At 58.4% G+C, this 26,061-nt stretch carries 29 protein-coding genes; 12 read left to right on the forward strand and 17 right to left on the reverse strand.

The window, feature by feature from the left end:
• Positions 1–52 precede the first annotated feature (52 nt).
• Positions 53–178 carry a hypothetical protein gene (locus ACZRKZ_RS06835; RefSeq protein ID WP_463968892.1) on the forward strand — a complete coding sequence of 42 codons (126 nt, stop codon included), beginning with the start codon at positions 53–55 and terminating at the stop codon, positions 176–178.
• Positions 179–227: 49 nt separating this feature from the next.
• On the opposite strand, the gene ACZRKZ_RS06840 is transcribed toward ACZRKZ_RS06835, so the two are convergent.
• Entirely contained in the window at positions 228–722 is a 495-nt protein-coding gene (locus ACZRKZ_RS06840; RefSeq protein WP_149414639.1) for a hypothetical protein, read from the reverse strand.
• A 126-nt stretch (positions 723–848) separates the two neighbouring features.
• Here ACZRKZ_RS06840 and ACZRKZ_RS06845 point away from each other — a divergent pair, with 126 nt between their 5' ends.
• Positions 849–1,541, forward strand: a complete 693-nt coding sequence (locus ACZRKZ_RS06845) for an aspartate/glutamate racemase family protein (protein ID WP_463968582.1) — start codon at positions 849–851, stop codon at positions 1,539–1,541.
• On the opposite strand, the gene ACZRKZ_RS06850 is transcribed toward ACZRKZ_RS06845, so the two are convergent.
• The 3 genes from ACZRKZ_RS06850 to ACZRKZ_RS06860 all read right to left on the reverse strand — a co-directional run bounded on the left by ACZRKZ_RS06850 (position 1,538) and on the right by ACZRKZ_RS06860 (position 4,486).
• A complete protein-coding gene (locus ACZRKZ_RS06850; protein ID WP_463981152.1) occupies positions 1,538–2,050 on the reverse strand; it encodes a GNAT family N-acetyltransferase in 513 nt (170 codons plus the stop codon). The two genes, ACZRKZ_RS06845 and ACZRKZ_RS06850, sit on opposite strands and share 4 nt — an antisense overlap.
• A gap of 78 nt (positions 2,051–2,128) precedes the next feature.
• A complete protein-coding gene (locus tag ACZRKZ_RS06855; RefSeq protein WP_133102658.1) occupies positions 2,129–3,274 on the reverse strand; it encodes a glycerate kinase in 1,146 nt (381 codons plus the stop codon).
• 111 nt (positions 3,275–3,385) lie between these two features.
• Positions 3,386–4,486, reverse strand: coding sequence for a sugar diacid recognition domain-containing protein (locus ACZRKZ_RS06860; RefSeq protein ID WP_463981153.1), 1,101 nt, complete (start codon positions 4,484–4,486; stop codon positions 3,386–3,388).
• A gap of 171 nt (positions 4,487–4,657) precedes the next feature.
• On the opposite strand from ACZRKZ_RS06860, the gene ACZRKZ_RS06865 reads away from it, so the two are divergent.
• Both ACZRKZ_RS06865 and ACZRKZ_RS06870 read left to right on the forward strand, forming a co-directional pair.
• Positions 4,658–5,968, forward strand: a complete 1,311-nt coding sequence (locus tag ACZRKZ_RS06865; protein ID WP_463981154.1) for an MFS transporter — start codon at positions 4,658–4,660, stop codon at positions 5,966–5,968.
• A 120-nt stretch (positions 5,969–6,088) separates the two neighbouring features.
• Positions 6,089–7,099 (forward strand): aldo/keto reductase, encoded by a 1,011-nt coding sequence (locus ACZRKZ_RS06870; protein ID WP_463981155.1) that lies wholly within the window; start codon positions 6,089–6,091, stop codon positions 7,097–7,099.
• 79 nt (positions 7,100–7,178) lie between these two features.
• Here the strand turns inward: ACZRKZ_RS06870 and ACZRKZ_RS06875 are convergent, their stop codons facing one another.
• Complete coding sequence (locus tag ACZRKZ_RS06875; RefSeq protein WP_463968587.1) at positions 7,179–7,655, reverse strand: Lrp/AsnC family transcriptional regulator; 477 nt, start codon at positions 7,653–7,655, stop codon at positions 7,179–7,181.
• A 131-nt stretch (positions 7,656–7,786) separates the two neighbouring features.
• On the opposite strand from ACZRKZ_RS06875, the gene rarD reads away from it, so the two are divergent.
• Entirely contained in the window at positions 7,787–8,668 is an 882-nt protein-coding gene (gene rarD, locus ACZRKZ_RS06880) for an EamA family transporter RarD (RefSeq protein ID WP_463981156.1), read from the forward strand.
• A 66-nt stretch (positions 8,669–8,734) separates the two neighbouring features.
• Here the strand turns inward: rarD and hppD are convergent, their stop codons facing one another.
• A complete protein-coding gene (gene hppD / locus ACZRKZ_RS06885) occupies positions 8,735–9,811 on the reverse strand; it encodes a 4-hydroxyphenylpyruvate dioxygenase (protein ID WP_149414648.1) in 1,077 nt (358 codons plus the stop codon).
• 273 nt (positions 9,812–10,084) lie between these two features.
• The gene (locus tag ACZRKZ_RS06890) at positions 10,085–11,014 is read right to left on the reverse strand and encodes a DMT family transporter (RefSeq protein WP_463981157.1); all 930 of its coding nucleotides are present in this window, start codon (positions 11,012–11,014) and stop codon (positions 10,085–10,087) included.
• Positions 11,015–11,092: 78 nt separating this feature from the next.
• On the opposite strand from ACZRKZ_RS06890, the gene ACZRKZ_RS06895 reads away from it, so the two are divergent.
• From ACZRKZ_RS06895 to ACZRKZ_RS06905, 3 genes are all read left to right on the forward strand, one after another.
• Positions 11,093–11,965 (forward strand): LysR family transcriptional regulator, encoded by an 873-nt coding sequence (locus tag ACZRKZ_RS06895; RefSeq protein WP_463981158.1) that lies wholly within the window; start codon positions 11,093–11,095, stop codon positions 11,963–11,965.
• A gap of 122 nt (positions 11,966–12,087) precedes the next feature.
• On the forward strand, positions 12,088–13,629 hold the full coding sequence (locus ACZRKZ_RS06900; RefSeq protein ID WP_463981159.1) for an EAL domain-containing protein: 1,542 nt from the start codon (positions 12,088–12,090) through the stop codon (positions 13,627–13,629).
• A 197-nt stretch (positions 13,630–13,826) separates the two neighbouring features.
• On the forward strand, positions 13,827–14,192 hold the full coding sequence (locus ACZRKZ_RS06905) for a histone-like nucleoid-structuring protein, MvaT/MvaU family (RefSeq protein ID WP_463981160.1): 366 nt from the start codon (positions 13,827–13,829) through the stop codon (positions 14,190–14,192).
• Positions 14,193–14,416: 224 nt separating this feature from the next.
• On the opposite strand, the gene ACZRKZ_RS06910 is transcribed toward ACZRKZ_RS06905, so the two are convergent.
• A complete protein-coding gene (locus tag ACZRKZ_RS06910) occupies positions 14,417–14,953 on the reverse strand; it encodes a DUF4946 domain-containing protein (protein WP_463968872.1) in 537 nt (178 codons plus the stop codon).
• A gap of 199 nt (positions 14,954–15,152) precedes the next feature.
• Between ACZRKZ_RS06910 and gloA the strand changes: the two genes are divergently transcribed.
• Complete coding sequence (gloA, locus tag ACZRKZ_RS06915) at positions 15,153–15,674, forward strand: lactoylglutathione lyase (protein WP_463981161.1); 522 nt, start codon at positions 15,153–15,155, stop codon at positions 15,672–15,674.
• Positions 15,675–15,736: 62 nt separating this feature from the next.
• Here the strand turns inward: gloA and ahpF are convergent, their stop codons facing one another.
• From ahpF to ACZRKZ_RS06930, 3 genes are all read right to left on the reverse strand, one after another.
• Entirely contained in the window at positions 15,737–17,302 is a 1,566-nt protein-coding gene (ahpF, locus tag ACZRKZ_RS06920) for an alkyl hydroperoxide reductase subunit F (protein WP_463968594.1), read from the reverse strand.
• A 131-nt stretch (positions 17,303–17,433) separates the two neighbouring features.
• Positions 17,434–17,997, reverse strand: a complete 564-nt coding sequence (gene ahpC / locus ACZRKZ_RS06925; RefSeq protein WP_463968595.1) for an alkyl hydroperoxide reductase subunit C — start codon at positions 17,995–17,997, stop codon at positions 17,434–17,436.
• Positions 17,998–18,129: 132 nt separating this feature from the next.
• Positions 18,130–19,062, reverse strand: coding sequence for a site-specific integrase (locus ACZRKZ_RS06930; RefSeq protein WP_463968596.1), 933 nt, complete (start codon positions 19,060–19,062; stop codon positions 18,130–18,132).
• 173 nt (positions 19,063–19,235) lie between these two features.
• Between ACZRKZ_RS06930 and ACZRKZ_RS06935 the strand changes: the two genes are divergently transcribed.
• Complete coding sequence (locus ACZRKZ_RS06935; protein ID WP_463981162.1) at positions 19,236–20,243, forward strand: DNA-binding protein; 1,008 nt, start codon at positions 19,236–19,238, stop codon at positions 20,241–20,243.
• On the opposite strand, the gene gorA is transcribed toward ACZRKZ_RS06935, so the two are convergent.
• A complete protein-coding gene (gene gorA / locus ACZRKZ_RS06940) occupies positions 20,244–21,602 on the reverse strand; it encodes a glutathione-disulfide reductase (RefSeq protein ID WP_463981163.1) in 1,359 nt (452 codons plus the stop codon).
• A 132-nt stretch (positions 21,603–21,734) separates the two neighbouring features.
• Positions 21,735–22,574, reverse strand: a complete 840-nt coding sequence (gene galU, locus ACZRKZ_RS06945) for a UTP--glucose-1-phosphate uridylyltransferase GalU (RefSeq protein ID WP_463968599.1) — start codon at positions 22,572–22,574, stop codon at positions 21,735–21,737.
• Between the two features lie 307 nt (positions 22,575–22,881).
• Between galU and ACZRKZ_RS06950 the strand changes: the two genes are divergently transcribed.
• Together ACZRKZ_RS06950 and ACZRKZ_RS06955 are read left to right on the forward strand one after the other, a co-directional pair.
• Entirely contained in the window at positions 22,882–23,067 is a 186-nt protein-coding gene (locus tag ACZRKZ_RS06950) for a hypothetical protein (protein ID WP_016969599.1), read from the forward strand.
• 145 nt (positions 23,068–23,212) lie between these two features.
• Positions 23,213–23,494 (forward strand): hypothetical protein, encoded by a 282-nt coding sequence (locus tag ACZRKZ_RS06955; RefSeq protein WP_463981164.1) that lies wholly within the window; start codon positions 23,213–23,215, stop codon positions 23,492–23,494.
• Positions 23,495–23,503: 9 nt separating this feature from the next.
• Here ACZRKZ_RS06955 and ACZRKZ_RS06960 read toward each other — a convergent pair whose 3' ends face one another.
• From ACZRKZ_RS06960 to ACZRKZ_RS06975, 4 genes are all read right to left on the reverse strand, one after another.
• A complete protein-coding gene (locus tag ACZRKZ_RS06960) occupies positions 23,504–23,734 on the reverse strand; it encodes a hypothetical protein (RefSeq protein ID WP_133102679.1) in 231 nt (76 codons plus the stop codon).
• Between the two features lie 72 nt (positions 23,735–23,806).
• Positions 23,807–24,733 carry a c-type cytochrome gene (locus ACZRKZ_RS06965; protein WP_463981165.1) on the reverse strand — a complete coding sequence of 309 codons (927 nt, stop codon included), beginning with the start codon at positions 24,731–24,733 and terminating at the stop codon, positions 23,807–23,809.
• Positions 24,730–25,356 carry a c-type cytochrome gene (locus ACZRKZ_RS06970; RefSeq protein ID WP_463981166.1) on the reverse strand — a complete coding sequence of 209 codons (627 nt, stop codon included), beginning with the start codon at positions 25,354–25,356 and terminating at the stop codon, positions 24,730–24,732. The genes ACZRKZ_RS06965 and ACZRKZ_RS06970 overlap by 4 nt, the downstream gene beginning before the upstream one ends.
• Positions 25,357–25,606: 250 nt before the next feature.
• The gene (locus ACZRKZ_RS06975) at positions 25,607–25,957 is read right to left on the reverse strand and encodes a hypothetical protein (protein WP_149414659.1); all 351 of its coding nucleotides are present in this window, start codon (positions 25,955–25,957) and stop codon (positions 25,607–25,609) included.
• Positions 25,958–26,061 lie beyond the last annotated feature (104 nt).

Genomic DNA, 26,061 nt, shown 5'->3' on the forward strand with positions numbered 1-26,061 from the left:
TGGCCTGCACCTTCGGCATAGCACCGTTGCATCAATAAACCGCAATGCCCGGTTGTCGTTGATCCAGTACTACCTGGAAAACGGTCAGGAGCCCAAGGCCCAGCTGGCGACCGGCAAGCAGGTCAAGGCGGTGGTACCGCAAGAAGCGAAACCAGGCTGGGGCAATGTCGAGCTTTAGATTTTTGTAGGAGCGAGGTGACGCCTGGTGCTTGCTCGCTCCTGCACGATCAACCGCGCTCGCGGGGGATCAGGCTCTGCAACTGCAAGGCCAGGAAGTTGGCATCGAAGGCGAAGGTGTCCGGGTCTTTCAGGCCGTTGGTTTTCTTCCACAGCCAGTCGTTTTTACCCGGCAGCAGCACCAGGGAAATGCTGCCGTATCGAGCGGCGGTCAAGCCCATCACTGATAGGGAAATCAGGCCGCCAGCGCCCATCACATCCGGCACGAACTCCACCGGTTTGCCGGCGATGTGGATGGTCAGCTTCTCGGTCTTGAAGGTCGAGACTTCGGCGAGAACGGCCGGGCTGAACGCCACATACGCTTCACGCTGCACTTCCAGCAAACCGACGGTTTTCACTGGCTCCAGCCACTGCTGGATCTGGTCGAACAATTCGCCGATCTTTTGCGTCCAATGGGCCGATTGCACCTCAAATTGCTGCTGCTTGTGCGCTTCGCTATCGGCGTAATGACGGAGCATTTCGCCCAGTTGCTGTACATCGTCCATTGCGGTGTTCCTTGGGTGACCCATGTTGCGAGCCTGAATCATGGCAGATGCCGGCAGAGGGCGTATGACTAAAGCGTAGCCATTGGGTAAGGTGGGTAACTCGCCCACCTGTTTCAGGAGCTTTGCATGCGTACCATTGGCCTAATCGGCGGCATGAGCTGGGAGTCCAGCGCCGAGTATTACCGGATCATCAACCAGCGCGTGCGTGATCAACTCGGCCCGCTGCGCTCGGCGCAACTGTTGATGTACAGCGTCGATTTCGGCCCCGTGGAGCAGGCCCAGCACGCCGGGCGCTGGGATGACGCCGCACTGATCCTGGAAGATGCGGCCCGCCGTCTACAGGCCGGTGGCGCCGAGTGCATCGTGCTGTGTACCAACACCATGCATAGGGTGGCGCCGCGAATTGAGGCGGCGGTATCGATACCGTTTCTGCATATTGCCGACGCCGCCGGTGCCGCGGCGGTGCAAGCAAACACCCTGACCGTCGGCCTGCTGGGCACCGCGTTTACCATGGAGCAAGACTTTCTCAAGGCACGCCTGACTGCCCAAGGCTTGACCGTGCTAGTGCCAGACGCGCAAGACCGACAGGCAGTGCACCGGATCATCTATGAGGAGTTGTGTGTCGGGGTGATCAGCGAGGCGTCACGCCAGGTCTATCAACAGGTGATCAAATCCCTGGCGGCTCGCGGCGCCCAGGCCATCATTCTCGGTTGCACGGAAATCGGCCTGCTGATCAAGCCCGAGCATTGCGGCCTGCCGCTACTGGACACCACCGAGCTGCATGCGCAGGCTGCGGTGGCGTTTGCCTTGGAGGACTAGGCTGACTTGCGCAGCCGCGCCATGGTCAGGGCATCGACAAAAACGCCGTCACGCAGGGCGTAATCGCGCAACCGGCCTTCGGTCTCGAAGCCGAACTTGTGATACAGGCGCTGGGCGGCTTCGTTGTCGGCGTACACCGTCAGTTCCACCCGGTGCAGGTTCATCCAGTTGTCGGCCACCTCCAGCGCTGCGCCCAGTAGCTTGGAGCCTACGCCCTTGCCTTGCCAGGCCAGCGCAACGCCCATGCCGAGTGAGCCAACATGGCTTTGGCGAACGCGCAAGTACTGTTCCATCCCAAGTTGGCCGATCACCTCACCGGCATGCAGCGCCACCAACTGTAGTCGCCGCTCGTTATCCATCACCAGGCGTTTGCGCCAGGCCTCGACGGACTGGTAAGGCATTTGCAGCACCTGACGGCATACGGCCGGGTCGTTGTAGAGCGCGGCGACGCCTTCAAGATGGGCTTCGGTAAAGCGCTGAATGACGATCTGGGGTTCAGGTGCGTGCATTGTGTTTCATCCTTTGAAAAACAAGTGGTGGGCCAGTGTAGAGGGCATGCACACAGGAAGGCGAGCCCAACGCTGCCGTCAGTTGGAACGCTGGGCCGCCAGGCGCCACACCCGCGCAATATCCGCCGCGCGCTCACGCAACAGTCGCGGCGCGTCGCTGCAGGCTTGTTCCAGGGTCATCGGCGCGGACGGCAAGGCAAACGCCGCATCCACACCGTGGGCGTACATCTGCTCGTAACCATCGCCCAGGGTGCCTGCGATGACGATCACAGGGACGTTGTGCTGCTGGGCGATGCGGGCCACACCAAACGGCGTTTTACCGCGCAGGGTCTGTGCGTCGAAACGACCTTCGCCGGTGATCACCAGGTCGGCGCCGCGCACGGCAGCTTCCAGGCCTACCAGTTCGGCGACCACTTCAACGCCTGCACGAAACTGCGCGCCGAGGAAGGCCTTGGCAGCGAAACCCAGGCCGCCTGCTGCGCCGCTGCCGGGTTCGTCGCGTACATCCTTGGGCAGGACCTGGGCGCAGTGATCGGCAAAGTGGCCGAGGGCTTTGTCCAACTGTTCGACTTGCTGGGGATTGGCGCCTTTTTGCGGGCCGAAAATTGCCGAAGCGCCGTGAGGACCGCACAGGGGATTGTTGACGTCGGCGGCGATTTCGAAGCGTACCTGGGCCAGGCGCGGGTCCAGTTGCTCCAGGTCGATATGCGCCAACTTCGCCAGCGCCAGGCCGCCACGGGCCAGAAGCTCGCCGCTGGCATCACGCAGTTGCACACCGAGCGCCTGCATCGCCCCGGCGCCACCATCATTGGTGGCGCTGCCGCCAATCGCCAGAATGATGCGTTGGGCTCCGGCATCCAGGGCGGCACGGATCAATTCGCCGGTGCCAAAGGTGCTGCTGGAACAGGCATCGCGCTTGCCCGGGGCTACCAGTTGCAAGCCGCTGGCCTCGGCCATTTCGATAATTGCGGTGTGGCTTGCGGCCAACCAGCCCCAACGTGCCTCTACCGTGCCACCCAACGGACCTTGCACCCGATTGCTACGCAACTCACCCTCGCAGGCCGCAAGCACCGACTCCACTGTGCCTTCACCGCCATCCGCCATCGGGCATTTGATCAACTGCGCGTCAGGCCAGACCTGTGCCAGACCTTGGGCAATGGCCTCGGCAACGCCTTCGGCACTCAAGCTGTCCTTGAATGAGTCGGGGGCGATGATGATCTTCATGGGCTTTCTCCGGTGTGTATGACGCCCATGCTGCCAGTTGACACCGGCAATAACGCCGGTCCTTTGCACAAGTTCCGGTGAGGTTTGTTGTTCATTTCTACAAAACCGCGCCTACACAGGCTGGGGGAGCAGCTGTACGCCCAGGTACAACGCCAGCATTCCATCCAGAGTCAACGGATCGACGCCACTCAGCTCGGCGATGCGCTCCATGCGGTAGCGCAGGCTGTTGCGGTGAATGCCCAGGGCATCGGCGCAGGCCTGGCTCTGGCCATCGTGTTCGCACCAACTGCGCAGCGTCGCCAGTAATTGGCCGTTGTTGTCCTTGGCCAGCACCTTGCGCAGGGGGTTGAGCAGTTCGTCGAGGGCATCATCGTTGCGATGGCGCCAGAGCATTACTGGCAATCGGTAGCGCGTGAGGGTCAGCAGCCTCGACTGAGGCAGCACATCACGCCCGTAGGCGAGTAGATCGCCCACCCGTCTATAACAGCGGCGCAATCCAGACAGCCCATCAGCCTGTCCGCCCACAGCAACCCGCAGGATGTTCCAGCCCAGACCTTCAAGTTTTTCCAGCAGGCGCGGGTTGTCCACCAGCACTGACGCCGGCCGGCACCACAGCAAAGAGAACTGCGCTGAGCTGACGCACCAGCTGTCCGGGTAGCGCGACGCCAGCCAGGCGCTCAAGGCATCGGCCGTCTGCCCAGGGCCCAGCTCAAACAAATACGGCGTGCGGGCCAGTTGCGGCTTGAGACCCAGTTGCTGCGCTTCGTCCACCAGGCGCGGCGAGTCGCCGCGCTCGGCCAGCAACAGGGCGAGCAAATCATCACAACGCTGGCGCCGCCATTGCTGCTCGGCCTGCTGGTGGCGCTGGCTGACCAGCATTTCAGCGGTCATGCGCACCAGTTCGGCGTAGGTGCGCAACAGCTCCGGTTCGCCGGTGATGCCCAGCACGCCGATCAAGCGCTGATCGTGCAGCAGCGGCAGGTTGATCCCCGGCTGCACGCCCTTGAGGTGCTTGGCGGTCTGCCCGTCGATCTCCACCACCCGACCGTTGGCCAGCACCAGTTGTGCGCCTTCATGGCGGGTATTGATGCGCTCCGGTTCGCCGCTGCCGAGGATCAGGCCCTGGTTGTCCATGACGTTGACGTTATAGGGCAAAATGGCCATCGTCCGATCGACAATATCTTGCGCCAGGTCATGATCCAGTTCGAACATGGGGCTAAATTCCTTGGAAAGCGGTTTCTTTGAGCGGTTGTTCAAAGGCACAGCGCAAACGATTAATTGCTGTGCGCGGGCACAAAGACACCCACGGTGGGGTGGCCGACACTCTGGGGGCGATCAACGTTACCCCCGCATTGCAAAAAATCATAATAAAGAGAGAACGCCATGTCACAGAGCGCCACCGTTACCCTGGCCAACGATGACGACAAAAACGCCGTCTACAAGCGCATCACCCTGCGCCTGATCCCCTTCATTTTCATCTGCTACCTGTTCAATTACCTGGACCGAGTCAACGTCGGCTTTGCCAAGCTGCAGATGCTCGACGCCTTGAAGTTCAGCGAGACGGTATACGGCCTCGGCGCCGGGATCTTCTTTATCGGCTACGTGCTGTGCGGCGTGCCGAGCAACCTGGCGTTGACCAAGTTTGGTCCACGGCGCTGGATTGCGCTGATGATGATCGTCTGGGGTACCCTGTCGACGTGCCTGCTGTTCGTCACGACACCCACTCACTTCTACACCCTGCGCCTGTTTACTGGTGCCGCCGAAGCCGGGTTCTTCCCAGGCGTGGTGCTGTACCTCTCGCAGTGGTTCCCGACCTTCCGCCGTGGGCGGATCATGGCGCTGTTCATGTCGGCGATCCCCGTCTCCGGCCTGCTGGGCGGCCCGTTTTCCGGCTGGATCCTCAACCACTTCGCCGTCGGCCAAGGCGGGCTTGCCGGCTGGCAGTGGATGTTCCTGCTGCAAGGTATTCCAACGATCATCCTCGGCGCCCTGGCCTATTTCCTACTCAGCGACAGCTTTGCCAACGCCAAGTGGCTCACCCCACATGAGCGCTCGGTGCTGGAAGCCGACCACGCTACGGACTTGGCCAACAAACCGAAAACCACCAGCGACTCCCTACTGGAAGTATTCAAGAACCCAGCGATCTGGGCGTTTGGCCTGATTTACTTCTGCATCCAGAGCGGCGTATACGCCATCAACTTCTGGCTGCCGTCGATCATCAAGAACATGGGGTTCTCGGATAACCTGGTGATTGGCTGGCTCAGTGCGATCCCTTACCTGCTGGCCGCCGTCTTCATGTTGCTGGTAGGCCGTTCCGCCGACCTGCGCAAAGAGCGGCGCTGGCATCTTGTAGTACCGATGCTGATGGGTGCCATCGGCCTGATAATCGCGGTGAACTTCGCCACCACGCCGGCCATCGCCATCCTCGGCCTGACCATCGCCACCATGGGCGCCCTCACCGGCTTGCCGATGTTCTGGCCGGTACCGACGGCCATGCTCAGTGCTGGCGCCGCAGCCGGTGGTTTGGCGTTGATCAACTCCATGGGGCAGATGGCGGGCTTCCTCAGCCCGTATTTGGTCGGGTTTGTGAAGGACGCCACCGGGTCTACCGATATGGCGCTGTATCTGCTGGCGGCGGTGATCGTGGCAGGTAGTGTGTTGGCGTTGCGGATGACGCGCACGCTGAAGGTGTAACGCGCTCGGTGCGGACTTGCTCGCAAATGAAGGTTTACGTGGACACAGGCGCTGGGCTTGTTCCAGAGCCTCGCTCTCTGGTATTGCATAGCCCACGTCATCCCTTATGAGGAGTTCACCATGATTTACCGCACACTGGGCCAGTCCGGGCTCAAGGTCAGCGCGCTGACCCTGGGCAGTATGATGTTTGGCGAGCAGACCAGCGCCGAGGACTCCTTGCGCATCATCGACAAGGCCTGGGATCAGGGTATCAATTTCATCGACACCGCCGACGTCTATACCGGTGGGCGTTCCGAAGAAATCGTCGGTGAAGCCATTGCCCGTCATCGCCAGGATTGGGTGGTGGCGTCCAAGGTTGGCTTCGGCCCGGCTGACGGCCCGCCCAACCGCAGCGGCTTGAGCCGCAAGCGAATGTTCAATGCCCTGGAGGCCAGCCTCAACCGCCTCGACACTGATTACCTGGACATCTACTACCTGCACCGCGAAGACCACAACACCCCACTGGAGGTAACGGTGTCAGCCATTGGCGACTTGATCCGCGAGGGCAAGATCCGCTATTGGGGCCTGTCCAACTATCGGGGCTGGCGTATCGCCGAGGTGATCCGCGTGGCCGAGCGCCTGGGGGTGGACAAGCCTGTCATCAGCCAGCCGCTGTACAACATCGTCAATCGCCAGGCCGAGGTGGAACAGATTACTGCTGCGCAAGCCTACGGCCTTGGCGTTGTTCCCTACAGCCCATTGGCTCGTGGCGTGCTGAGCGGCAAGTACGCGCCGGATGTCACACCCGACGTCGGCAGCCGTGCCGGGCGCCAGGACAAGCGCATCCTGGAAACCGAATGGCGGGTCGAGTCCCTGCGCATTGCTCAGCAGATCCAGCAGTACACCCAGGGGCGGGGTGTCGGGATTGTCGAGTTTGCGATTGCCTGGGTACTGAACAACACGGCGGTCAGCTCGGCCATTGTTGGGCCGCGCACCGAGGCGCAGTGGGATGCCTATACCCAGGCGCTGGCGGTGAAGATCAGTGCCGAGGATGAGGCGTTCATTGATTCGCTGGTGACGCCAGGGCATGCCTCGACGCCAGGGTTCAATGATGTGGGGCATTTTGTGTCGGGGCGGATTGCTCATCCTTGATGAGCCCCCTAAACCCCGTGGGAGCTGTCGAGCCTTGGCGAGGCTGCGATAGCTCCCACATTTTGATTTGTATTGTCAGTTAATCGAGCGGCACGTCCAGGCTCACCTTCACCCGGTCCATCACCACGATGCTGCGAAACCATTTGATGTTGCGGTTCTCATAGAACAACTGTCGCGCCAGGGTTTCGTAGGCCTTCATGGTCTCCACCACAACCACCAGCATGAAGTCGGCGTCGCCAGTGACGTAATAGCACTGCTGCACTTGAGGGATCGACATCTGCGCCTTGAGCACGTCGAGGTCTTCGATGTGGGTTCGTTCGGCATGCACCTCCACCAGAATGGTGATGGGCTTGCCCGCCGCCTCCTGATTCACCACTGCCGTATTGGCAGTGATCGCCCCGCTCTGCTCCATGCGTTTGATCCGCCGTTGCACCGCAGCGGTAGACAGGCTGACCTGCTCGCCAATCACCCGCAGCGCCGTGGTGTTGTCATGTTGCAGGTGCTTGAGGATCGCCAGGTCGAAGGCATCGAGGGGCGGTTGTGGGTTGACGGGCATCAGGGCAGACCTTGAGGTGAGAAAATTTCTCATAAGATGCCGCAAAACAGAGCAAACGTCTCACAGCAAAAGCAATATATTCCCACCTTGATTTCCCACTCTCTTGTATGAGTCGTCTTCGCGAGGACAGCGTGTCTAAAGGTGTTGCTCTATCGGTATTGGCCTCGGTGTTGTTTGCCGTGATGTATTACTTCACATCCTTGCTCACACCCTTGAGTGGCCTGGAGATTTTTGGTTGGCGGATGCTGCTGACGGTGCCGTGCATGACCGTGTTCATGGCGGTCAGCGGCGAGTGGCGACGGGTGCTGGAGTTGGTCCGACTGCTGGCGGGCAAACCTCGGCTGATCGGAGGGATTTTGTTGTCTTCGGTGTTGCTTGGGGTGCAGCTGTGGCTGTTCATGTGGGCGCCGCTCAACGGCCGCAGCCTGGATGTGTCCCTCGGTTACTTCCTGCTGCCGTTGACCATGGTCCTGACCGGTCGCCTGGTGTATGGCGAACGGCTGTCACGCCTGCAACAGATTGCGGTATTTTTTGCCGCCGCAGGCGTACTCAACGAACTGTACCAGGTGGGTGGTTTTTCCTGGGCGACACTGTTGGTGATCATTGGTTACCCAACCTACTTTGTTCTACGTAAACGGCTGGCTACCGACCATTTGGGCGGGCTGTGGCTCGATATGGCGCTGATGCTGCCGGTGGCGCTGTGGTTTGTGCAAAGCGGCGAACAGGGCTTTGCGGTGCTGGATACCCACAAGGGGCTATACGCGTTGATTCCCATGCTGGGGCTGATCAGTGCAGCAGCGCTGGTGAGCTATATCATTGCCAGCCGCTTGTTGGCGTTCAGCCTGTTCGGATTGCTCAGTTATGTGGAACCGGTGCTGTTGCTGGGGGTGGCCCTGTTACTGGGGGAAAGCATCGGGCCGGAGGAATGGTTGACGTATATCCCGATCTGGCTGGCGGTGGTGGTGCTGGTGTTTGAAGGGTTCAAGCATTTGGTGCGACAACGCAAAGCCTGATAACAGGCAAAACAAAGCCCGGCCGAGGAAGTCCTCGACCGGGCTTTTTTACAGCCTTGTCATCGATCAGTCAGCGGTCAATACACCACGACGCACCTGATCACGCTCGATGGATTCGAACAGTGCCTTGAAGTTGCCTTCACCGAACCCGTCATCCCCCTTGCGCTGGATAAATTCGAAGAACACCGGCCCCATCAGGGTTTCCGAGAAGATTTGCAGCAGCAGGCGCCTGTCGCCTGCAACCGACGAACCGTCCAGCAGGATGCCCCGCGCTTGCAGTTGATCCACGGGTTCGCCGTGGTTCGGCAGGCGACCTTCGAGCATTTCGTAGTAGGTCTGCGGCGGCGCGGTCATGAAGCGCATACCGATCTTCTTCAACTGATCCCAGGTCTTAACCAGGTCGTCAGTGAGGAAGGCCACGTGCTGGATGCCTTCGCCGTTGAACTGCATCAGGAACTCTTCGATCTGCCCGGCACCCTTGGACGATTCTTCGTTGAGCGGGATGCGGATCATGCCATCCGGAGCGCTCATGGCCTTGGAGGTCAGGCCGGTGTACTCACCCTTGATATCGAAGTAGCGAGCTTCACGGAAGTTGAACAGCTTCTCGTAGAAGTTGGCCCAGTAGGCCATGCGCCCGCGATAGACGTTGTGGGTCAGGTGATCGATGACTTTCAGGCCGGCGCCCGGTGGGTTGCGATCAACGCCTTCCAGGTAGACGAAGTCGATGTCATAGATCGAACTGCCCTCGCCGAAACGGTCGATCAGGTACAGCGGTGCACCACCAATACCTTTGATGGCCGGCAGGTTCAATTCCATCGGGCCGGTTTCTATATGGATCGGCTGGGCGCCAAGTTCCAGGGCACGGGCGTAGGCCTGTTGGGCGTTCTTGACCCGGAACGCCATGCCGCACACCGACGGGCCATGCTCGGTGGCAAAGTAGGAGGCGACGCTGTTGGGTTCGTTGTTGAGGATCAAATTGATCTCGCCCTGACGGTACAGGTGCACGTTTTTCGAACGGTGGGTCGCGACTTTGGAAAAGCCCATGATCTCGAAGATCGGCTCAAGGGTGCCAGGGGTCGGCGATGCGAATTCGATGAATTCAAAGCCCATCAGGCCCATTGGGTTTTCGTATAAATCTGCCATGGTTTGGCGCCTCATCATCTTCTTAGAATTAACGGATATCGTTAGTTGCCAGCAAGGATGAGGGCGGCAGGTGGTGCACAGGAGATGCCCCGCACGCTGCGGGCGAGGAAGTCACCATAGATGAGTGGGGACCCGAGTAGCTTCATGGTTGGATCATTCTCTTACGGGCGTCTCTGACGGACGAGGCTTGCGTGAATGCAAGCGCTTATTCTTGTATGCGTAAACCGATTCTACACAGCGTAACCAAGTTTGTCCGTATTCCCTATCAAAACCCTATGCCCTGGCAGGTGCAAGGGGTTTATTGCACAGATAAATCCCCACCAGGATCACTGCGCCTCCTAGATACATTGGCGCAGTCAGTTGTTCCCCCAGCAACAGCGCACCACAAATCACTGCCGTCAGCGGATTAAGGGCAATAAACACCCCAGAGCGGGTGGCGCCGATGCGCCGGATGCCATCGTAGTAACCAATGTAGGCCAGGGCCGATCCCAACACGCCGAGGTACAGCAGGCTCAGCAGTTGTGGCAGATGAATGGCGCCCAGCGCTTCAACCGTCAGCCTGCCCGTCACAAGGGTGGTGGTTGCAAGCATCAGCGTTCCCAACAGGATCGACCAGGTCACGGTCTGCAACGGGCCCAGGCTCTGGTTAAGCCCGCGGGAAAACAGCGAGTAAACGCCCCAGCCCAGCACACAGCCGAAAATCAGCAAGTCACCGATCCAGGCATTGGCCGTGCCCTGCAACAATTGCGGGTTGCGACTGACGATCACCACACCCGCCCCGCCCAGGCACAACGCGATGCCCAGCCACTTGAGCCGGCCCAGGCGCTCCTTGAACAGCAGCCAGGAAGCCAGGCCGATCACCGCCGGGTTCAGGGCGACGATCAGTGAGGCGCGGGAGGCGTTGATAAATTGCAACCCATAGAAGAAACACAGGTTGTAAAAGAAGATCCCGAAAAAACCCAGGGCTGTCAGTTGCACCATTTGCCGGGGAGTCGGACACGCCAGCGCGATTCGGGCAAAAGCCATGAACAGCAGCAAGGCCAGGCTCGCCAGCACAAAGCGCAGACTGGCCGCCAACAAAGGGTCCAGGTCGGCGGCGAGAAAGCGCCCGGCGACAAACGTGCCGCCCCAGATCATGGTGACGACGGCCAGTTTCAGGTAAGTGCCACGGTCGGACGTCAAGGCAAGGGTTTGGCTGGTCATAAGGTTCCTGAGGATTAAACGGGGTGTTTGACGTATTCTTTGCCTAATGTCTGATCATCGTAAAATGAGTAAACACTCATGACCCTCACCCAGTTGGAAATCTTCTCCCTGGTGGCCGAGCTGCAAGGTTTCACCAGCGCTGCCAATCGCCTGGGCATCAGCCAATCGGCGGTGTCCCATGCCATCAAGTCACTGGAGCAGGAGCTGGGGGTGGAGTTAATCCGCCGACATCAGTCCCAGGTCGAACTCAGCGACATTGGCCAACAACTGCTGTTGCGTGCCCGCGCCATGCTCGGACTGGCCAACACCCTGCAACAGGAGGCCGCCGATGCCCGCGGCATGAAAAGCGGGACGTTGCGCATTGGTTCCTTCGGACCCACTTCGTCCATTCGCTTACTGCCGAAGATCCTGGGCGAATATCGACGGTTGCATCCGGGAATCGAAGTGCATGTCGACGAAGGACCGGATCGACACGTCATGCAGTGGCTTGAGGAGCGGCGGATTGATGTGGGGTTTGTGGTATTACCTGAAGAGCGCTTCGACACGTTCCCGCTGATCGAGGATCAACTGGTGGCGCTGCTGCCTGTCGACCATCCGCTTGGAGGGCACTCCAGCATCAGCCTTCGGGCCTTGTGCGACGACCCGTTTATCCTGACCGAAGCTGGTTCTTCGCAACTGGTATCTCGCTTGTTCGTCGGCGCCGGACTCAAGCCGGATATCCGCTACCGCTGCTCGCAGTTGCTCAGCACCCTGGACACCGTGCGCCGGGGCGACGGCGTGACCCTGGTCGCCGAGCTGTCGCTGCCAGACACCCCGAAGCCGGGCTACCTGAAAAAGCCCCTCAAACCGGCAGTCAAGCGACAGATCGGGCTGGCGGTGCTGGATCAACGGCAGTCGTCACCGGCGACGCTGGCGTTTATCCGACTGGCCACACGTATCAATGCTGACTGAGCAGACGCAGATGCCCAGCGCCATCTATCATGGCCATTACCCACACTCTTTTTTGCACGGTTACTGTTGTCCCGCCCGCCTTTGAGAGCCCTATCGCCGCTACCCGCTACAGGTCCGCGCCAATGCCACTGACCGTCAAAGGCTCACGAAAAAGCACCACCCGCCACCTGATCAGCCTGCTCAGTGGTGTGTTGCCAATTGTGTTCGGCGTAGTGATCCTGTATTTGCAGGCCGAGCGCACGCTGGAACAAAGCACCGCCGAAACAGCAGGGGAAGCGGTGCGCCAGTTTGACCTGATGCTCGACAACACCGCCCTCGCCGCCCAGGAACTACTGCCGCTGGCCGGCCATGAATGTGACAACCAGACGCAGTTGGCCCTGCGCGAACAGGTCACCCGCCGCCCCTTCGTGCGCGCTACCACCTTGTCGTGGCAAAAGAGCATTTATTGCAGCTCATTGTTCGGCGGCAATTACGTGTCACCGGTCAATCCGGACGACTACGTCAACGGCCGCCTGTGGCTGATGAATGGCAATCCGGTGACACCCGACACGGCGTTGCTGGTATACCGGCTCACGCAAGGCGATCAGGGCGCCTTTGCCTCCATCGACGGCTACCACCTGACGAACGCTTTGCGCCTGATCAGCCGCTACACGGAACTGGTGCTGCAGGTCGGGCCCAACTGGCTGGCGTCCGACGGAAAAGTCCATGACACGGCGCCCCCGGTGTTTGCCGTGGCCCATCATCAACTTGACTCCAAACGGTACGCCTACAGCATCGAAGCCGGCATGCCCGAAGGTGAGGTGTGGCGCTACATGGAGGCCCGATATCCGGCGCTGTTCAGCCTGGTGGTGTTCTTCGGCGTACTGGCGGGCATCCTCGCGCACTGGTTGCAAAAGCGTTCATCCCCCCCTACCCGCGAGCTGCAACGAGCGTTGGGAGCCAACGAGTTTGTGCCTTACTTCCAGCCGGTCGTTCGCGGCGATACACGCCAATGGGCAGGCTGTGAAGTACTGATGCGCTGGAAGCACCCCAAGGAAGGCCTGGTGCGTCCTGACCTGTTTATCCCCTTGGCCGAACATTCGGGGCTAATCGTCCCGATGACCCGTGCATTGATGCGCCAGACCGCCGCGCAGTTGGCGCCCCACGCCGATTCATTGATTGCTGGCTTCCATGTGGGCATCAACATCACCGCCAGCCATTGCCACGACCTGGAGTTGGTAGAGGACTGCCGGGGATTTCTCGCTGCCTTCCCTCCGGGCCAGGTCACGCTAGTACTGGAGTTGACCGAGCGGGAGCTGATCGAGCCCACCGACATCACTCACCAACTGTTTGAAGCCCTGCACAACCTGGGGGTCATGATCGCCATTGACGACTTCGGTACCGGCCATTCCAGCCTGGGCTATTTGCGCAATTTCAACGTCGACTACTTGAAGATTGACCAAAGCTTTGTGGCGATGATCGGGGTCGATGCACTATCGCGGCATATACTCGACAGCATCATTGAACTGTCCGCCAAGCTTGAGCTGGGCATCGTCGCCGAAGGGGTCGAAACAGACGAACAATGCCAGTATCTTGCAGCGCAGGGTGTGGATTTTTTGCAGGGTTATCTGTTTGGGCGACCCATGCCGTGTGCTGAGTTTATTCAAAGCCTGCACAGCCATTGATAGCCATCTACCCTCTGAATGAAATATCGTTATTTATACAAACGTCATGATTTACTCTTAACGAATTAACTACTACAATTTTTCCTGCCTGTGCAAAACTGGCAGGAAGGTCACTTTCGTTGAGTCGCCTTAAGGCTCTTGGCTTATAGCCTTGTATGCAGTTGGTATCAGCCAAATACACTATTGGAGTATAGATTTTGTCCAGACTCGCCGAATTTCGCGCAGCAGAAAAAGCCCTTCAAGAGCAGCTCGCCCAGCTGGAATCCCTGAAGAACGACGCCGGCCTGAAGAAAGAAATCGAATTCGAAGAAAAGCTTCAAGGCCTGATGAAAACCTACGGCAAGAGCCTGCGTGACATCATCGCCATCCTTGATCCAAACCCGGGCAAGTCTGGTATTAAAGTGGCGACCGCACCAAAACAGCGCCGCGCACGCGTGGTCAAGGTCTATCACAATCCGCACACCGGCGAGTTGATTGAGACCAAAGGCGGCAACCACCGCGGCCTGAAGGCCTGGAAAGAACAGTACGGCGCAGCCACTGTAGATGCCTGGCTTCGCGGCTAATACAAAGGTACTAACGAAAGCCCTGCACCTGCAGGGCCTTTTTTGTTTTGGGGTACCCGCTTTCGAAGAAGTACCGTTGCCTGGCGCTTTCGATAATCAACTTTAAAAAACATTTCATTTTGTAAAAATACCAATAACACCACTCACCCGCAACGCCACGATATAGCCACTAAGTTGCACCCACAGGCCATCATCGGAAAAATCTGACGCTCTAGTCTGAGGGATCAAAGTTTCAGGCTGTCACGCACAGAATTGACTTCATCCTTGCTCGCGGCATAAGCCTCGGCCTGCCCTGCGTATGAAAGAACATAAGCCTTATCGGTATCAACAGCCCCCACCAATGTTTGCGACAACACATGCCGGCCGTTTTCGGTGATGACGCAGGTAGTTTCCAGAGCCTCAAAACGGCTTAATGTTGTCGGATGAATCTTGCTGCAGACGCTTTGATAACCCGTGCGAGCGAAATCCTTCTGGATGGTCTTGCGCATCTCCAGCAGCACACCCTGTAAATTGACTTTATGCCCGGCCGCAATGGGGGTGCCCGTCAATTCCATGACCATTAGCGTCGTACCGTTTTCATCGTTTTTTATCGCACGCTGACGGGAAACCGTCGAGGGCTGGGTAGGTGCTTCATCATCGGGTACGACCTCTTCCACCTGCCAGCCAGCGGGCCAGTGAATTTGCGGGTCGGCAGCCGACACGGCAGTGCTGCCGAGCAACAGGCACAGGATACTCAACAGCGATTTGCGGAATCGGGTCATTGTGAAAAACACTCGCGGGCCAAGAGACAAAGTTTGAGCCCCTGCGCACGCTAGCCGCAAGGCCCGCGCGACCTTTTTCATTTGGCGCGGCAGACGGGGCCTGCGTATCATGGACCCGCTACACGGACGCCTGGCAACCGCACGCTAAGGGACCGCTCATGTCTTGAGTCGCGTTTGCCCCATTTTTTCTGGAGGGCCCATGAGCCTGCACGAACTGAACACCTTCCCGGGCGTAACCGCCCAACCGGACACCGCCACCTCGAACTTCGTGTTCAACCACACCATGCTACGGGTCAAGGACATCACCAAGTCGCTGGACTTCTACACCCGCGTCCTCGGCTTCTCCCTGGTGGAAAAACGCGATTTCCCGGAGGCTGAATTCAGCCTGTACTTCCTGGCCCTGGTGGAAAAATCCCAGATCCCCGCCGACGCCGCCGAACGCACCCAGTGGATGAAGTCGATTCCGGGCATTCTCGAACTGACCCACAACCACGGCACTGAAAACGATGCCGACTTCGCCTATCACAACGGCAACACCGACCCGCGCGGCTTTGGCCATATCTGCATCTCGGTGCCGGACATCGCAGCTGCATGCGAGCGCTTCGAAGCGCTGGGCTGCGACTTCCAGAAGCGCCTGACTGACGGCCGTATGAAAAGCCTGGCGTTCATCAAGGACCCTGATGCGTACTGGGTCGAAATCATCCAGCCCGCGCCGATGTAAATACTGCCGGCCATAAAAAACCCCATGATTGCTCATGGGGTTTTTTATTTTCAGGCCAGCCGTTATTCCGGAGCAGAGCTGCGAATCAGGTAATCGAAAGCGCTCAGGGACGCTTTGGCGCCCTCGCCTACCGCAATCACAATCTGCTTGTACGGCACGGTGGTGACGTCGCCGGCAGCAAATATGCCAGGCAGTGAAGTCTCGCCACGGGCATCGACAATGATCTCGCCACGGGGCGATAGTTCGACGGTTCCCTTGAGCCAGTCGGTATTGGGCAGCAAGCCGATCTGTACAAAGATACCTTCCAGGTCGACGGTCTTGAAGTCGCCGGAGTTGCGGTCCTTGTACACCAGGCCGGTGACTTTCTGGCCATCACCTTTGACTTCACTGGTCAGCGCGCTGGTGATCACGTCAACGTTGGGCAGGCTGTACAGCTTGCGCTGCAATACTGCATCAGCGCGCAGCTTGCTGTCGAATTCCAGCAGGGTGACGTGGCTGACGATACCCGCCAGGTCAATCGCCGCCTCAACGCCGGAGTTACCGCCGCCAATCACGGCAACACGTTTGCCTTTGAACAGCGGGCCATCACAGTGCGGGCAAAAGCACACACCTTTGGCCTTGTATTGTTGCTCGCCCGGCACGCCCATTTCACGCCACCTTGCGCCGGTCGCCAGGATCACGGTCTTGGATTTGAGGCTGGCACCGTTCTCGAAACGAATTTCGTGCAACTCACCGGCATTCTTCGCCGGAATCAGCGCGCTGGCACGTTGCAGGTTCATTATGTCGACGTCGTACTGCTTGACGTGTTCTTCCAGGGCACTGGCCAGCTTCGGCCCTTCGGTTTCCTGGACCGAGATGAAGTTCTCGATGGCCATGGTGTCCAGCACCTGACCGCCGAAACGCTCGGCGGCAACACCGGTACGAATACCCTTACGAGCGGCGTAGATCGCCGCCGCCGCACCGGCTGGACCACCGCCGACCACCAGTACGTCAAAGGCGGCCTTGGCGCTGATTTTTTCGGCCTGTTTTTCGATGCCACTGGTGTCGAGCTTGGCGAGGATTTCTTCCAGGCCCATGCGGCCCTGGCCGAAGTTCACACCATTCAAGTAGACGCTCGGCACAGCCATGACCTGACGATCATCGACTTCGGCCTGGAACAGCGCGCCGTCGATAGCAACGTGACGGATGTTCGGGTTAAGCACGGCCATCAGGTTCAGTGCCTGGACCACGTCCGGGCAGTTCTGACACGACAGCGAGAAGTAAGTCTCGAAGCTGAACTCGCCTTTCAGGGCGCGGATCTGTTCAATCACTTCGACACTGGCTTTCGAAGGGTGGCCGCCGACTTGCAGCAGTGCCAACACCAACGAAGTGAATTCATGGCCCATGGGGATGCCGGCAAAACGCAGGCTGATATTGGCTCCCGGGCGGTTGATGGAGAACGATGGCTTACGCGCGTCGGTACCATCGCTGTGCAGGGTAATCAGCGTCGAGAGGCTGCTGACATCCTGCAACAAGGCAAGCATTTCCTGGGATTTCGCACCGTCGTCGAGGGAGGCGATGATCTCGATCGGCTGGGTGACCCGTTCCAGGTATGACTTCAACTGAGCTTTAAGATTGGCGTCCAACATACGGGCGATTTCCTGTTAATTCATTTAATACGGTCGAAAAAAAACGCCCGAGCGAATCTCGCCCGGGCGTTTTTGAGGGCGGTGCAGCTTACTTAGGTGCGGTAAACCCCGCCCTGTAGCGTGTCACAGGCTTAGATCTTGCCAACCAGGTCCAGGGACGGAGCCAAAGTGGCCTCGCCTTCTTTCCACTTGGCTGGGCAGACTTCGCCTGGGTGAGCAGCAACGTACTGAGCGGCCTTGATTTTGCGCAGCAGCTCGGAAGCGTCACGGCCAACGCCGCCGTCGTTCAGTTCAACGATTTTGATCTGACCTTCCGGGTTGATCACAAAAGTGCCGCGATCCGCCAGGCCAGCTTCTTCAATCAGTACGTCGAAGTTGCGGGAGATGATCTGGGTTGGGTCACCGATCATGGTGTACTGGATTTTGCCGATGGCTGGCGAAGTGTTGTGCCAGGCAGCGTGGGCAAAATGGGTGTCGGTGGACACGCTGTAGATTTCGACGCCCAGTTTCTGGAATTCGGCGTAGTTGTCAGCCAGATCTTCCAGTTCGGTTGGGCAAACGAAGGTGAAGTCGGCTGGGTAGAAAAATACGACAGACCACTTGCCTTTCAGGTCAGCGTCCGACACGTCTACGAAGTTGCCGTTTTTGTAAGCAGTGGCTTTAAACGGTTTTACTTGGCTGTTGATGATAGGCATCGTTGACTCTCCGTCAGGGGTTAAAAGTTGATGAGGTGAATCCTACCCAGTCTCGCGGCCGATGGCTCATTGGCAAACCTGATGTTGACGATTGGTTTTCGCTATCAACGGACTGTATTAATAGAAGAAATCTCAAATCAGCTTGTCATTGGTCACGGTCATACCGAGAAAAGGCGTTGCTTCAACATAGCGCATGGCAGATTTCATGTCCTTCCAGCCGACGTAACTCATCAACGACTTCAAATCCCAGCCACTGCGATGGGCCCATGTGGCAAAGCCGCGTCGCAGCGAGTGGCTGGTGTACTGCTCGGCGGCAATCCCTGCGCGCTCCAGAGCCTGGCGCAACAACGGGATCACGCTGTTGGGGTGCAAGCCCTCCTCGCTCAAGTTGCCCCAGCGATCGATGCCGCGAAACACCGGGCCACGTACCAGGGCCGACGCGCTGAGCCATTCGCTGTAGGCCTGGACTGGGCACAAGCGCAGCAAGGCTGGGGTCTGGTAGGTCCTGCCGAGGTTTTCCCGGTCGCTTTTGCTGCGGGGCAAATACAGGCTGATCCCCGAGCCGGGCACCGCCTGCACGTGCTCGATAGTGACTCGGCACAGTTCATCACTACGAAAGCCACGCCAGAAACCCAGCAGGATCAGGGCCGCATCGCGCTTGGCGCGCAGCCATCCAGGCTGATCATCAACGCTTCTTGCCTCATTGCCTTCGCGTTCAAGCCACCCAATGACCTGTTCCAGATGCTGGAGCTGCAGGGGTTGCGCCTGTTTTTCCTGGGCTGGGTGCAAGGCGCGAATGCCCTTCAACACCTTGCGCACTACCGGGGCCTTGGTCGGATCGGGAAACCCCTGGCTGGCGTGCCATTGCGCCAAGGCAGAAAGACGCAGCTTCAGGGTATTGACCGACAACACGCCAGCGTACGCCACCAGATAACGCGCCACGCTGTCGCTGGTGGCCGGCAGGAAGCCACCCCAGCTCACTTCAAAGTGTTCGATGGCCGCGCGGTAGCTGCGACGGGTGTTGTCGCGGGTGGCCGCGTTTAGATAGCGATCCAGTTCGCTCACGGCGAAGACCTTATGTGTACGGCCATTGGGCGAGAACCCTTCAAAAATGCTTATGACACGGGATAATACGCCAATATCCCAGCTGTTAAATCACCAATTTAAATGAATATTTTATCGTGATATAGTATGTATATACATACCATGTAACACAGTACGAAATCGACGGAGACTCCATGGCTCGTGGCGGTATTAACAAAGCAGTCGTTCAAACGGCCCGCCTGGCGATCATCGCCCGCGGCGAAAACCCCAGCATCGACGCGGTACGCATCGAAATGGGCAATACCGGTTCGAAAACCACGATTCACCGCTATTTGAAAGAACTGGACGAAAGCGACTCACGGCAAACCATTACCCAGGCGCCTATCGATGATGAGCTGGCAGAGCTGGTGGCGAAGCTGGCCCAGCGCCTCAAGGACAAAGCCCAGGAACCCATTGATAACGCCCTGGCGCAATTTGAGCAGCAGAAGAGCGCCCTGCTCGCCCAGCTTGAAGAACTGGGACTGACTCACGAGCAACTCAAGCAGCAGTTCGATATACAAGCCGCAGCACTGGCCGATGAAAGCGCCAAACTGCAGAGCACCTGCTCCAGCCTGCAGACCGAACAAACCCGTAATGCCGGCCTGAGCCAGGCCTGCAGTGATTACGAACTACGGATCAACGACAAGGACGAGCAGGTTCGCTCACTGGAAGAAAAGCACCTGCATGCGCGGGATGCCCTGGAGCATTACCGCAACGCGATCAAGGATCAGCGCGAGCAGGAGCAGCGGCGCCATGAGGGTCAGTTGCAGCAGGTGCAGGCAGAACTGCGCCAGGCGCAGCAGAGCGCAATGGTGCGCCAGGACGAGATTACCCAATTGCACCGCGATAACGAGCGACTGCTGATTGAGCATCGAGTTACCGTCAAGGAGCTGGTCGCACTGCAAGAGCAGTCCCGCAAAGACCGCGAGCAACAGCGCCAACTGAGCGAACAGGTCAGTCTGATCGACAGCGCACGCACGCTTCTGCAGGAACGCCTGCGGGTCGCCCTGCTGGAAACTCAGTCACGCCAGGAGGCGCTGGCCGAACACCAGCAGATCAACAAGACCCTGGAACTGAATCTGGCCAAAGCCCAGGCCAGTATCGAAACGTTGCGCCTGGCGGCCGTCGTTGCAACGGCGCCAGAGGCAACTGCCAAGGACTGATTAACCAGCCACAGGCGTGCGCATGGTGACAAACTCTTCCGCTGCCGTCGGGTGCACGCCGATGGTTTCATCGAAATGCTGCTTGGTCGCACCCGCCTTGAGGGCGATCGCCAAACCCTGGACAATCTCGCCGGCATCCGGCCCGACCATGTGGCAACCCAGGACCTTGTCGGTCTCGGCGTCCACCACCAGCTTCATCAACGTACGTTCCTGGCAGTCGGTCAGGGTCAACTTCATCGGCCGGAAACGGCTTTCGAAGATCTGCACCTTGTGACCGTCAGCCTTTGCCTGCTCTTCGCTCAAGCCGACAGTACCGATATTCGGCAAGCTGAACACCGCCGTCGGAATCATCGCGTAATCCACCGGGCGATACTGCTCAGGCTTGAACAGGCGGCGAGCCACAGCCATGCCTTCAGCCAATGCTACAGGCGTCAGCTGCACACGCCCGATGACATCGCCAATGGCCAGGATCGACGATTCGGCAGTCTGGTACAGATCATCGACTTCAACGAAACCGCGCTTGTCCAGCGTGACCTTGGTGTTTTCCAACCCCAGGTTGTCGAGCATCGGCCGCCGGCCGGTGGCGTAGAACACGCAATCAGCCTCCAGCACGCGACCATCTTTCAAGGTGGCCTTGAGACTGCCATCTGCCTGCTTGTCGATGCGCTCGATATCAGCATTAAATTGCAGGTCCAGACCGCGCTTGGTCAGCTCTTCCTGCAAATGCTTGCGTACCGCGCCATCAAAACCGCGCAGAAACAGGTCGCCGCGATACAGCAAGGTAGTCTGGGCACCCAGGCCATGGAAAATCCCGGCGAACTCCACCGCGATGTAACCACCGCCCACCACCAGCACGCGCTTGGGCAGCTCTTTAAGGAAGAACGCCTCATTGGAGCCAATGGCGTGCTCGCTCCCCGGGATTTCCGGGATCTGCGGCCAGCCACCGGTGGCAATCAGAATATGTTTGGCGGTGAAGCGTTCACCGTTAATTTCCACCTGATGCGGGTCCACCAGCCGCGCATGCCCCTCATGCAAGATCACGCCACTGTTGACCAGCAGGTTGCGATAAATGCCATTGAGGCGATTGATCTCGCGATCCTTATTGGCAATCAAGGTCGTCCAATCAAAATTCGCCTCCCCAAGGGACCAGCCGAAGCCACTGGCTTGCTCGAAGTCTTCGGCGAAGTGCGCGCCATACACCAGCAGCTTTTTTGGCACGCAACCAACGTTGACACAGGTGCCGCCCAAGTAGCGGCTTTCCGCCACGGCCACCTTGGCTCCAAACCCTGCAGCAAACCGCGCAGCCCGCACACCGCCGGAACCGGCGCCAATTACATAAAGATCAAAATCGTAGGCCATTTCACTCTCCTCGGCAGGTCATCAGCATACCTGCTGCCATTCACTAGGCAATACATGGCCCGAAATACGGACTCGGAAAACAAGAAAGCCACCCGAAGGTGGCTTTCTTGAGATCAAGCAGGCAACCGTGAATCAGTAAGCCTTGCCAGTTTTGTAGAAGTGTTCGAAGCAGAAGTTGGTCGCTTCGATGTAGCCTTCGGCGCCGCCGCAGTCAAAACGTCGACCTTTGAACTTGTAGGCAATCACGCAGCCGTCTCTGGCTTGCTTCATCAGCGCGTCGGTGATCTGGATTTCGCCGCCCTTGCCTGGCTCGGTCTCTTCAATCAGCTTGAAGATGTCCGGGGTCAGGATGTAGCGACCGATGATCGCCAGGTTCGATGGCGCATCTTCCGGAGCCGGCTTCTCGACCATGTCACGCACGCGGATCAGGCCATCACCGATGTCATCGCCAGCGATCACACCGTACTTGTTGGTTTCCTGAGGATCGACTTCTTGAACGGCAATAATGGTGCAACGGTATTTCTTGTACAGGTTGACCATCTGAGTCAACACACCGTCGCCGTCCAGGTTAACGCACAAGTCATCCGCCAGCACCACGGCGAAAGGTTCATCACCGATCAGCGGGCGACCGGTCAGAATCGCGTGGCCGAGGCCCTTCATTTGGGTCTGGCGAGTGTAGGAGAACGAGCACTCGTCGAGCAGTTTACGGATGCCGACCAGGTACTTTTCCTTATCGGTGCCCTTGATCTGGTTTTCCAGCTCGTAACTGATGTCGAAGTGGTCTTCCAGGGCACGCTTGCCACGACCGGTCACGATGGAGATTTCGTTCAGACCGGCATCCAATGCCTCTTCGACGCCGTACTGGATCAGTGGCTTGTTTACCACCGGCAGCATCTCTTTGGGCATGGCTTTAGTCGCTGGCAGGAAGCGAGTACCGTAACCGGCTGCTGGGAACAAGCATTTCTTGATCATATGAGTCCTTAAAAGGGCTGTGCGTACGAAATTCGGCGCAGTCTAATCAGGCCGCAGTCACCTTACAATGGGTGCTGCTGGCGTTGCGATGTCAACATAGAGAAAAAATGTCGGCGTTAGTTCCGCCCATCTTCCAACAAGCCTCACCAATGGCATCATCAAAATCGGCTGCACCTCGTTATTTCAAAGGTCTGCAACCTTTTTAGCATGCTTTGGGGGATATCGGCACTGACCTGCAACAACTTGCGCGACCCCATCGCGTTTGGCGCTATCATTGCACCCTTGAACCAGACAACGAGATTGATAGATGTCAGAACCAAAAGGCGTGAACGGCTACCTGATCACACAGCGAGCGGATGGCTGGCACTTGATCAACTTCCACGGTGACAGCGTCGCCGGAACATTCGCGACCGAACGCGAAGCCATTGCGGTAGCCGAAGTGTTTGTGGATGAAGCTGGCCACGCTTCGAGCAAAAGACCGAAGGGCAAGTAAGCCTGCCGCCCTGCGCATCAAGCCCCGGTGAACGGGGCTTTTTTGTGTTTGCCTGTACCTTGATGGCCGTTCGCTATAATCTCCCTCGAAACGCCCCACGACAGTGTCAGCGCCCCCCTCAACACCTTTTGACGACGACCCTCACATGAACAAGATTCTGGCACTGATTGCGGTACTGGCGCTCACCGGCTGCACCACCGCCTCCGACACTTACCTGAACAACGGCGAACGAGGGCTCACCATCGACTGCTCCGGCGAAGCCAATTCCTGGGCCAGTTGCTACGAAAAAGCCGAAGCTTCTTGCGCGGGCACCGGCTACCGTATCGTCGGCACCGAGGGCACGCCGTCCCTGAAGGAAAGCGACAAGACCTTGGGCGCGGATGTCGGCAACTTCAAAGGCCGCAGCGTGGTGGTGGTCTGCAAGTAAGCGTGCCGATTACATGTGAATTTCGGCGAACTTGATGCCCAGGCCCCGAATGGTGTCGATCAGGTCGTCCAGACCCGCAAAAGATTCGACCTCGTCCTGATCATCCACCAGGAAAAAGCTACGCCCGGCGCTTTTCTTGAAAAATACAATCCATTCCCCTGGATCGGCCGGATTTTGAATCACATGGGTCGCCGATATGTGATTCTCTGCATGCTGCTCTCTGACTTGCTCGCGTTTCATATCTGATTTCCGAAAAAACAATGCCGCTAAAGCCTCAGGCCTCAGCGGCATTTTTTGTGGGTTACCGACAGTTTAACGGATGCCTTGGCCAATCAACACGCCATCGACCGTTTGCCCATACAGGTTGACGCCATCATTGGCGTGAAACTTGACCCGGGCCTTCTCCACGGAACCCTCCACCAGGCGCGGGTCCTGGGGCCGTTCATGGCGGTTGACGTACGCTGCCACATCCCACGCCTGCTGATCGGTCAAGCTGCCACCCTTGCCCAGGGGCATATTGTGTTTGATGAAGGAAGCCGCGGTGTTGATCCGGTGCATACCGGCGCCCCAGTTGTAGGAGTCTTTACCCCACAACGGCGGCATCACATAACTGTCACCGACTTTCTGACCCTGCCCCTCAGTACCATGACACACCGCACACTGGCCCTTGTATACCTCGGCACCCCCGGCCAGGTCATAGCCCTTGGCCGGTTGCGGCACATCAGGATAACCTCGCCCCGGCAACTCGACGCCCAATGGCGCCTTACTCGCCAACCAATAGGAATAGACCGACAGCGCAGTAATCTCCGGGCTGTCCGCAGCAGGCGGCTTGCCGCCGTTCATGCTGAACTGGAAGCAACCCTGCAGGCGCTCGGCAAAGGTATTCACCTTGTCGTTCTTTTTTCGATAGGCCGGGTACAGCGGGTAAGCGCCCCATAACGGCGCCGAATTGGCCAGACGGCCCTGGTCCAGGTGGCAGTTGCTGCAATTGAGGCCATTACCGACAAACTGCGGCGCCAGACGCTTGGTGTCGACAAACAGCGCATACCCCTGCATCACCAGCTTGCCGTAGGCATTGTCTGGCAACTCGCTTTCCTGGGGCGGCTGGAACTGGCTGATGGCCGGATGCGACGCCGCCGGCACCTGCAGTTGCGATTGATCTTCCATGACGACGGTGGCAGCCAGCACGGGCAAGCTGACCAAAGAACCCAGCAGGGATACAAACGAAAAGATCTTCATGGCTTGACCTCCTGACCGCTCAGCGAAGCGAAGTAAGTGGCCACGCCTTGCACTTCTTCAGCTGTAAGGGATTTGGCGATGTGCCCCATCAGGTCATTGGGGTCGTTGTGCCGCGCCCCGCTCTGCCAGGCATTCAACTGTCCCGCCAGGTAAGCCGCAGACTGGCCTGCCAACGGTGGAAAAGCCTCCCCGACACCAACACCTGACGGCCCATGGCAGCTGACACAGGCGGGAATTTGCCGATCCCAGGCGCCTTGCAGCGCGAGTTTTTCTGCGGGGCTGCCAGGTGTAGCACTTCGATGGGCAGTGGCAACGGCGGGCGCCGGCATCGCCGCCAGCGTTTGGGTCACCGCAGCAATTTCTTCTTCAGTAAGTGCCTTGGCCAGCGACTGCATCACCGGGCTGCTACGCGCGCCACTTCTGAAATCATCCAGTTGCTTGCGCAAATACGCCGCCGGCAAACCCGCCAAGCGTGGGAAGCCCGCCGCCGCCAAGCCCAACCCATCGGCACCATGACAGGCCATGCAAGCCGCCGCGCCAGGCTGCGCGCCGCCCTCGGCAAAGACCTTCTTACCTTCCAGCGCGTGGGCGCTGCCCAGCATCAACAGCAACGCGCTACCCATCAGAACTCTATCCAGAGATATCATCACGACTCCATTTTTATAGTTATATGCTTAGTCCCATAAGGCATAAGCCTACAAATGGTAGGTCAATGAGCTAACCGCCACAACACCTCAAGCGGCAGGAAAAGTAATCGTAAATCGATAATCAGTAGAAACGACCTACAAACAACAGACAAAAAAAACCTGACACTGCATCAGCAGGTCAGGCTCTTCAAATCGGATTCGATAGCGTATAGGCGGCCTTGCAGGCTCAACCGGAAATGCATTCTTCCGCAGCTTTCTTCACATCACCCGGACGAATCGGGACATTCGACATACTCTCGTAGAGCTTGATACTGCTGCCGCTGGAGCGGTCTTCGATTTCAAAAATGGCAGACGGATCAGCAGAAAACTTCTGCGGCACGATCACCCGAACACCTTCCTTGTGGGGTTCGATCTGTGACGGTCTGCGGGTCGATGACAGTTTCTGTACAACACACGCCGCATATTCCTGCGGTTTCTTGCCGGAGATGACCGCCAAGGTTGGCGGTGTTTGCTTGATGTCTGAAACCGAAGCACACCCACCTATCGCCAAGGCCAGAACCAATACACTCCACTTCATACAAAACCTCCGATAAAGACCCTACGACAGCGGGGATGGTATTTTTCTCCCGCCCACGGAGGATTTATCCCTGATAACTCGGTAAATAACTGTTTTAAATTGTC

The sequence above is a fragment of the Pseudomonas sp. c313 genome, assembly GCF_055407145.1.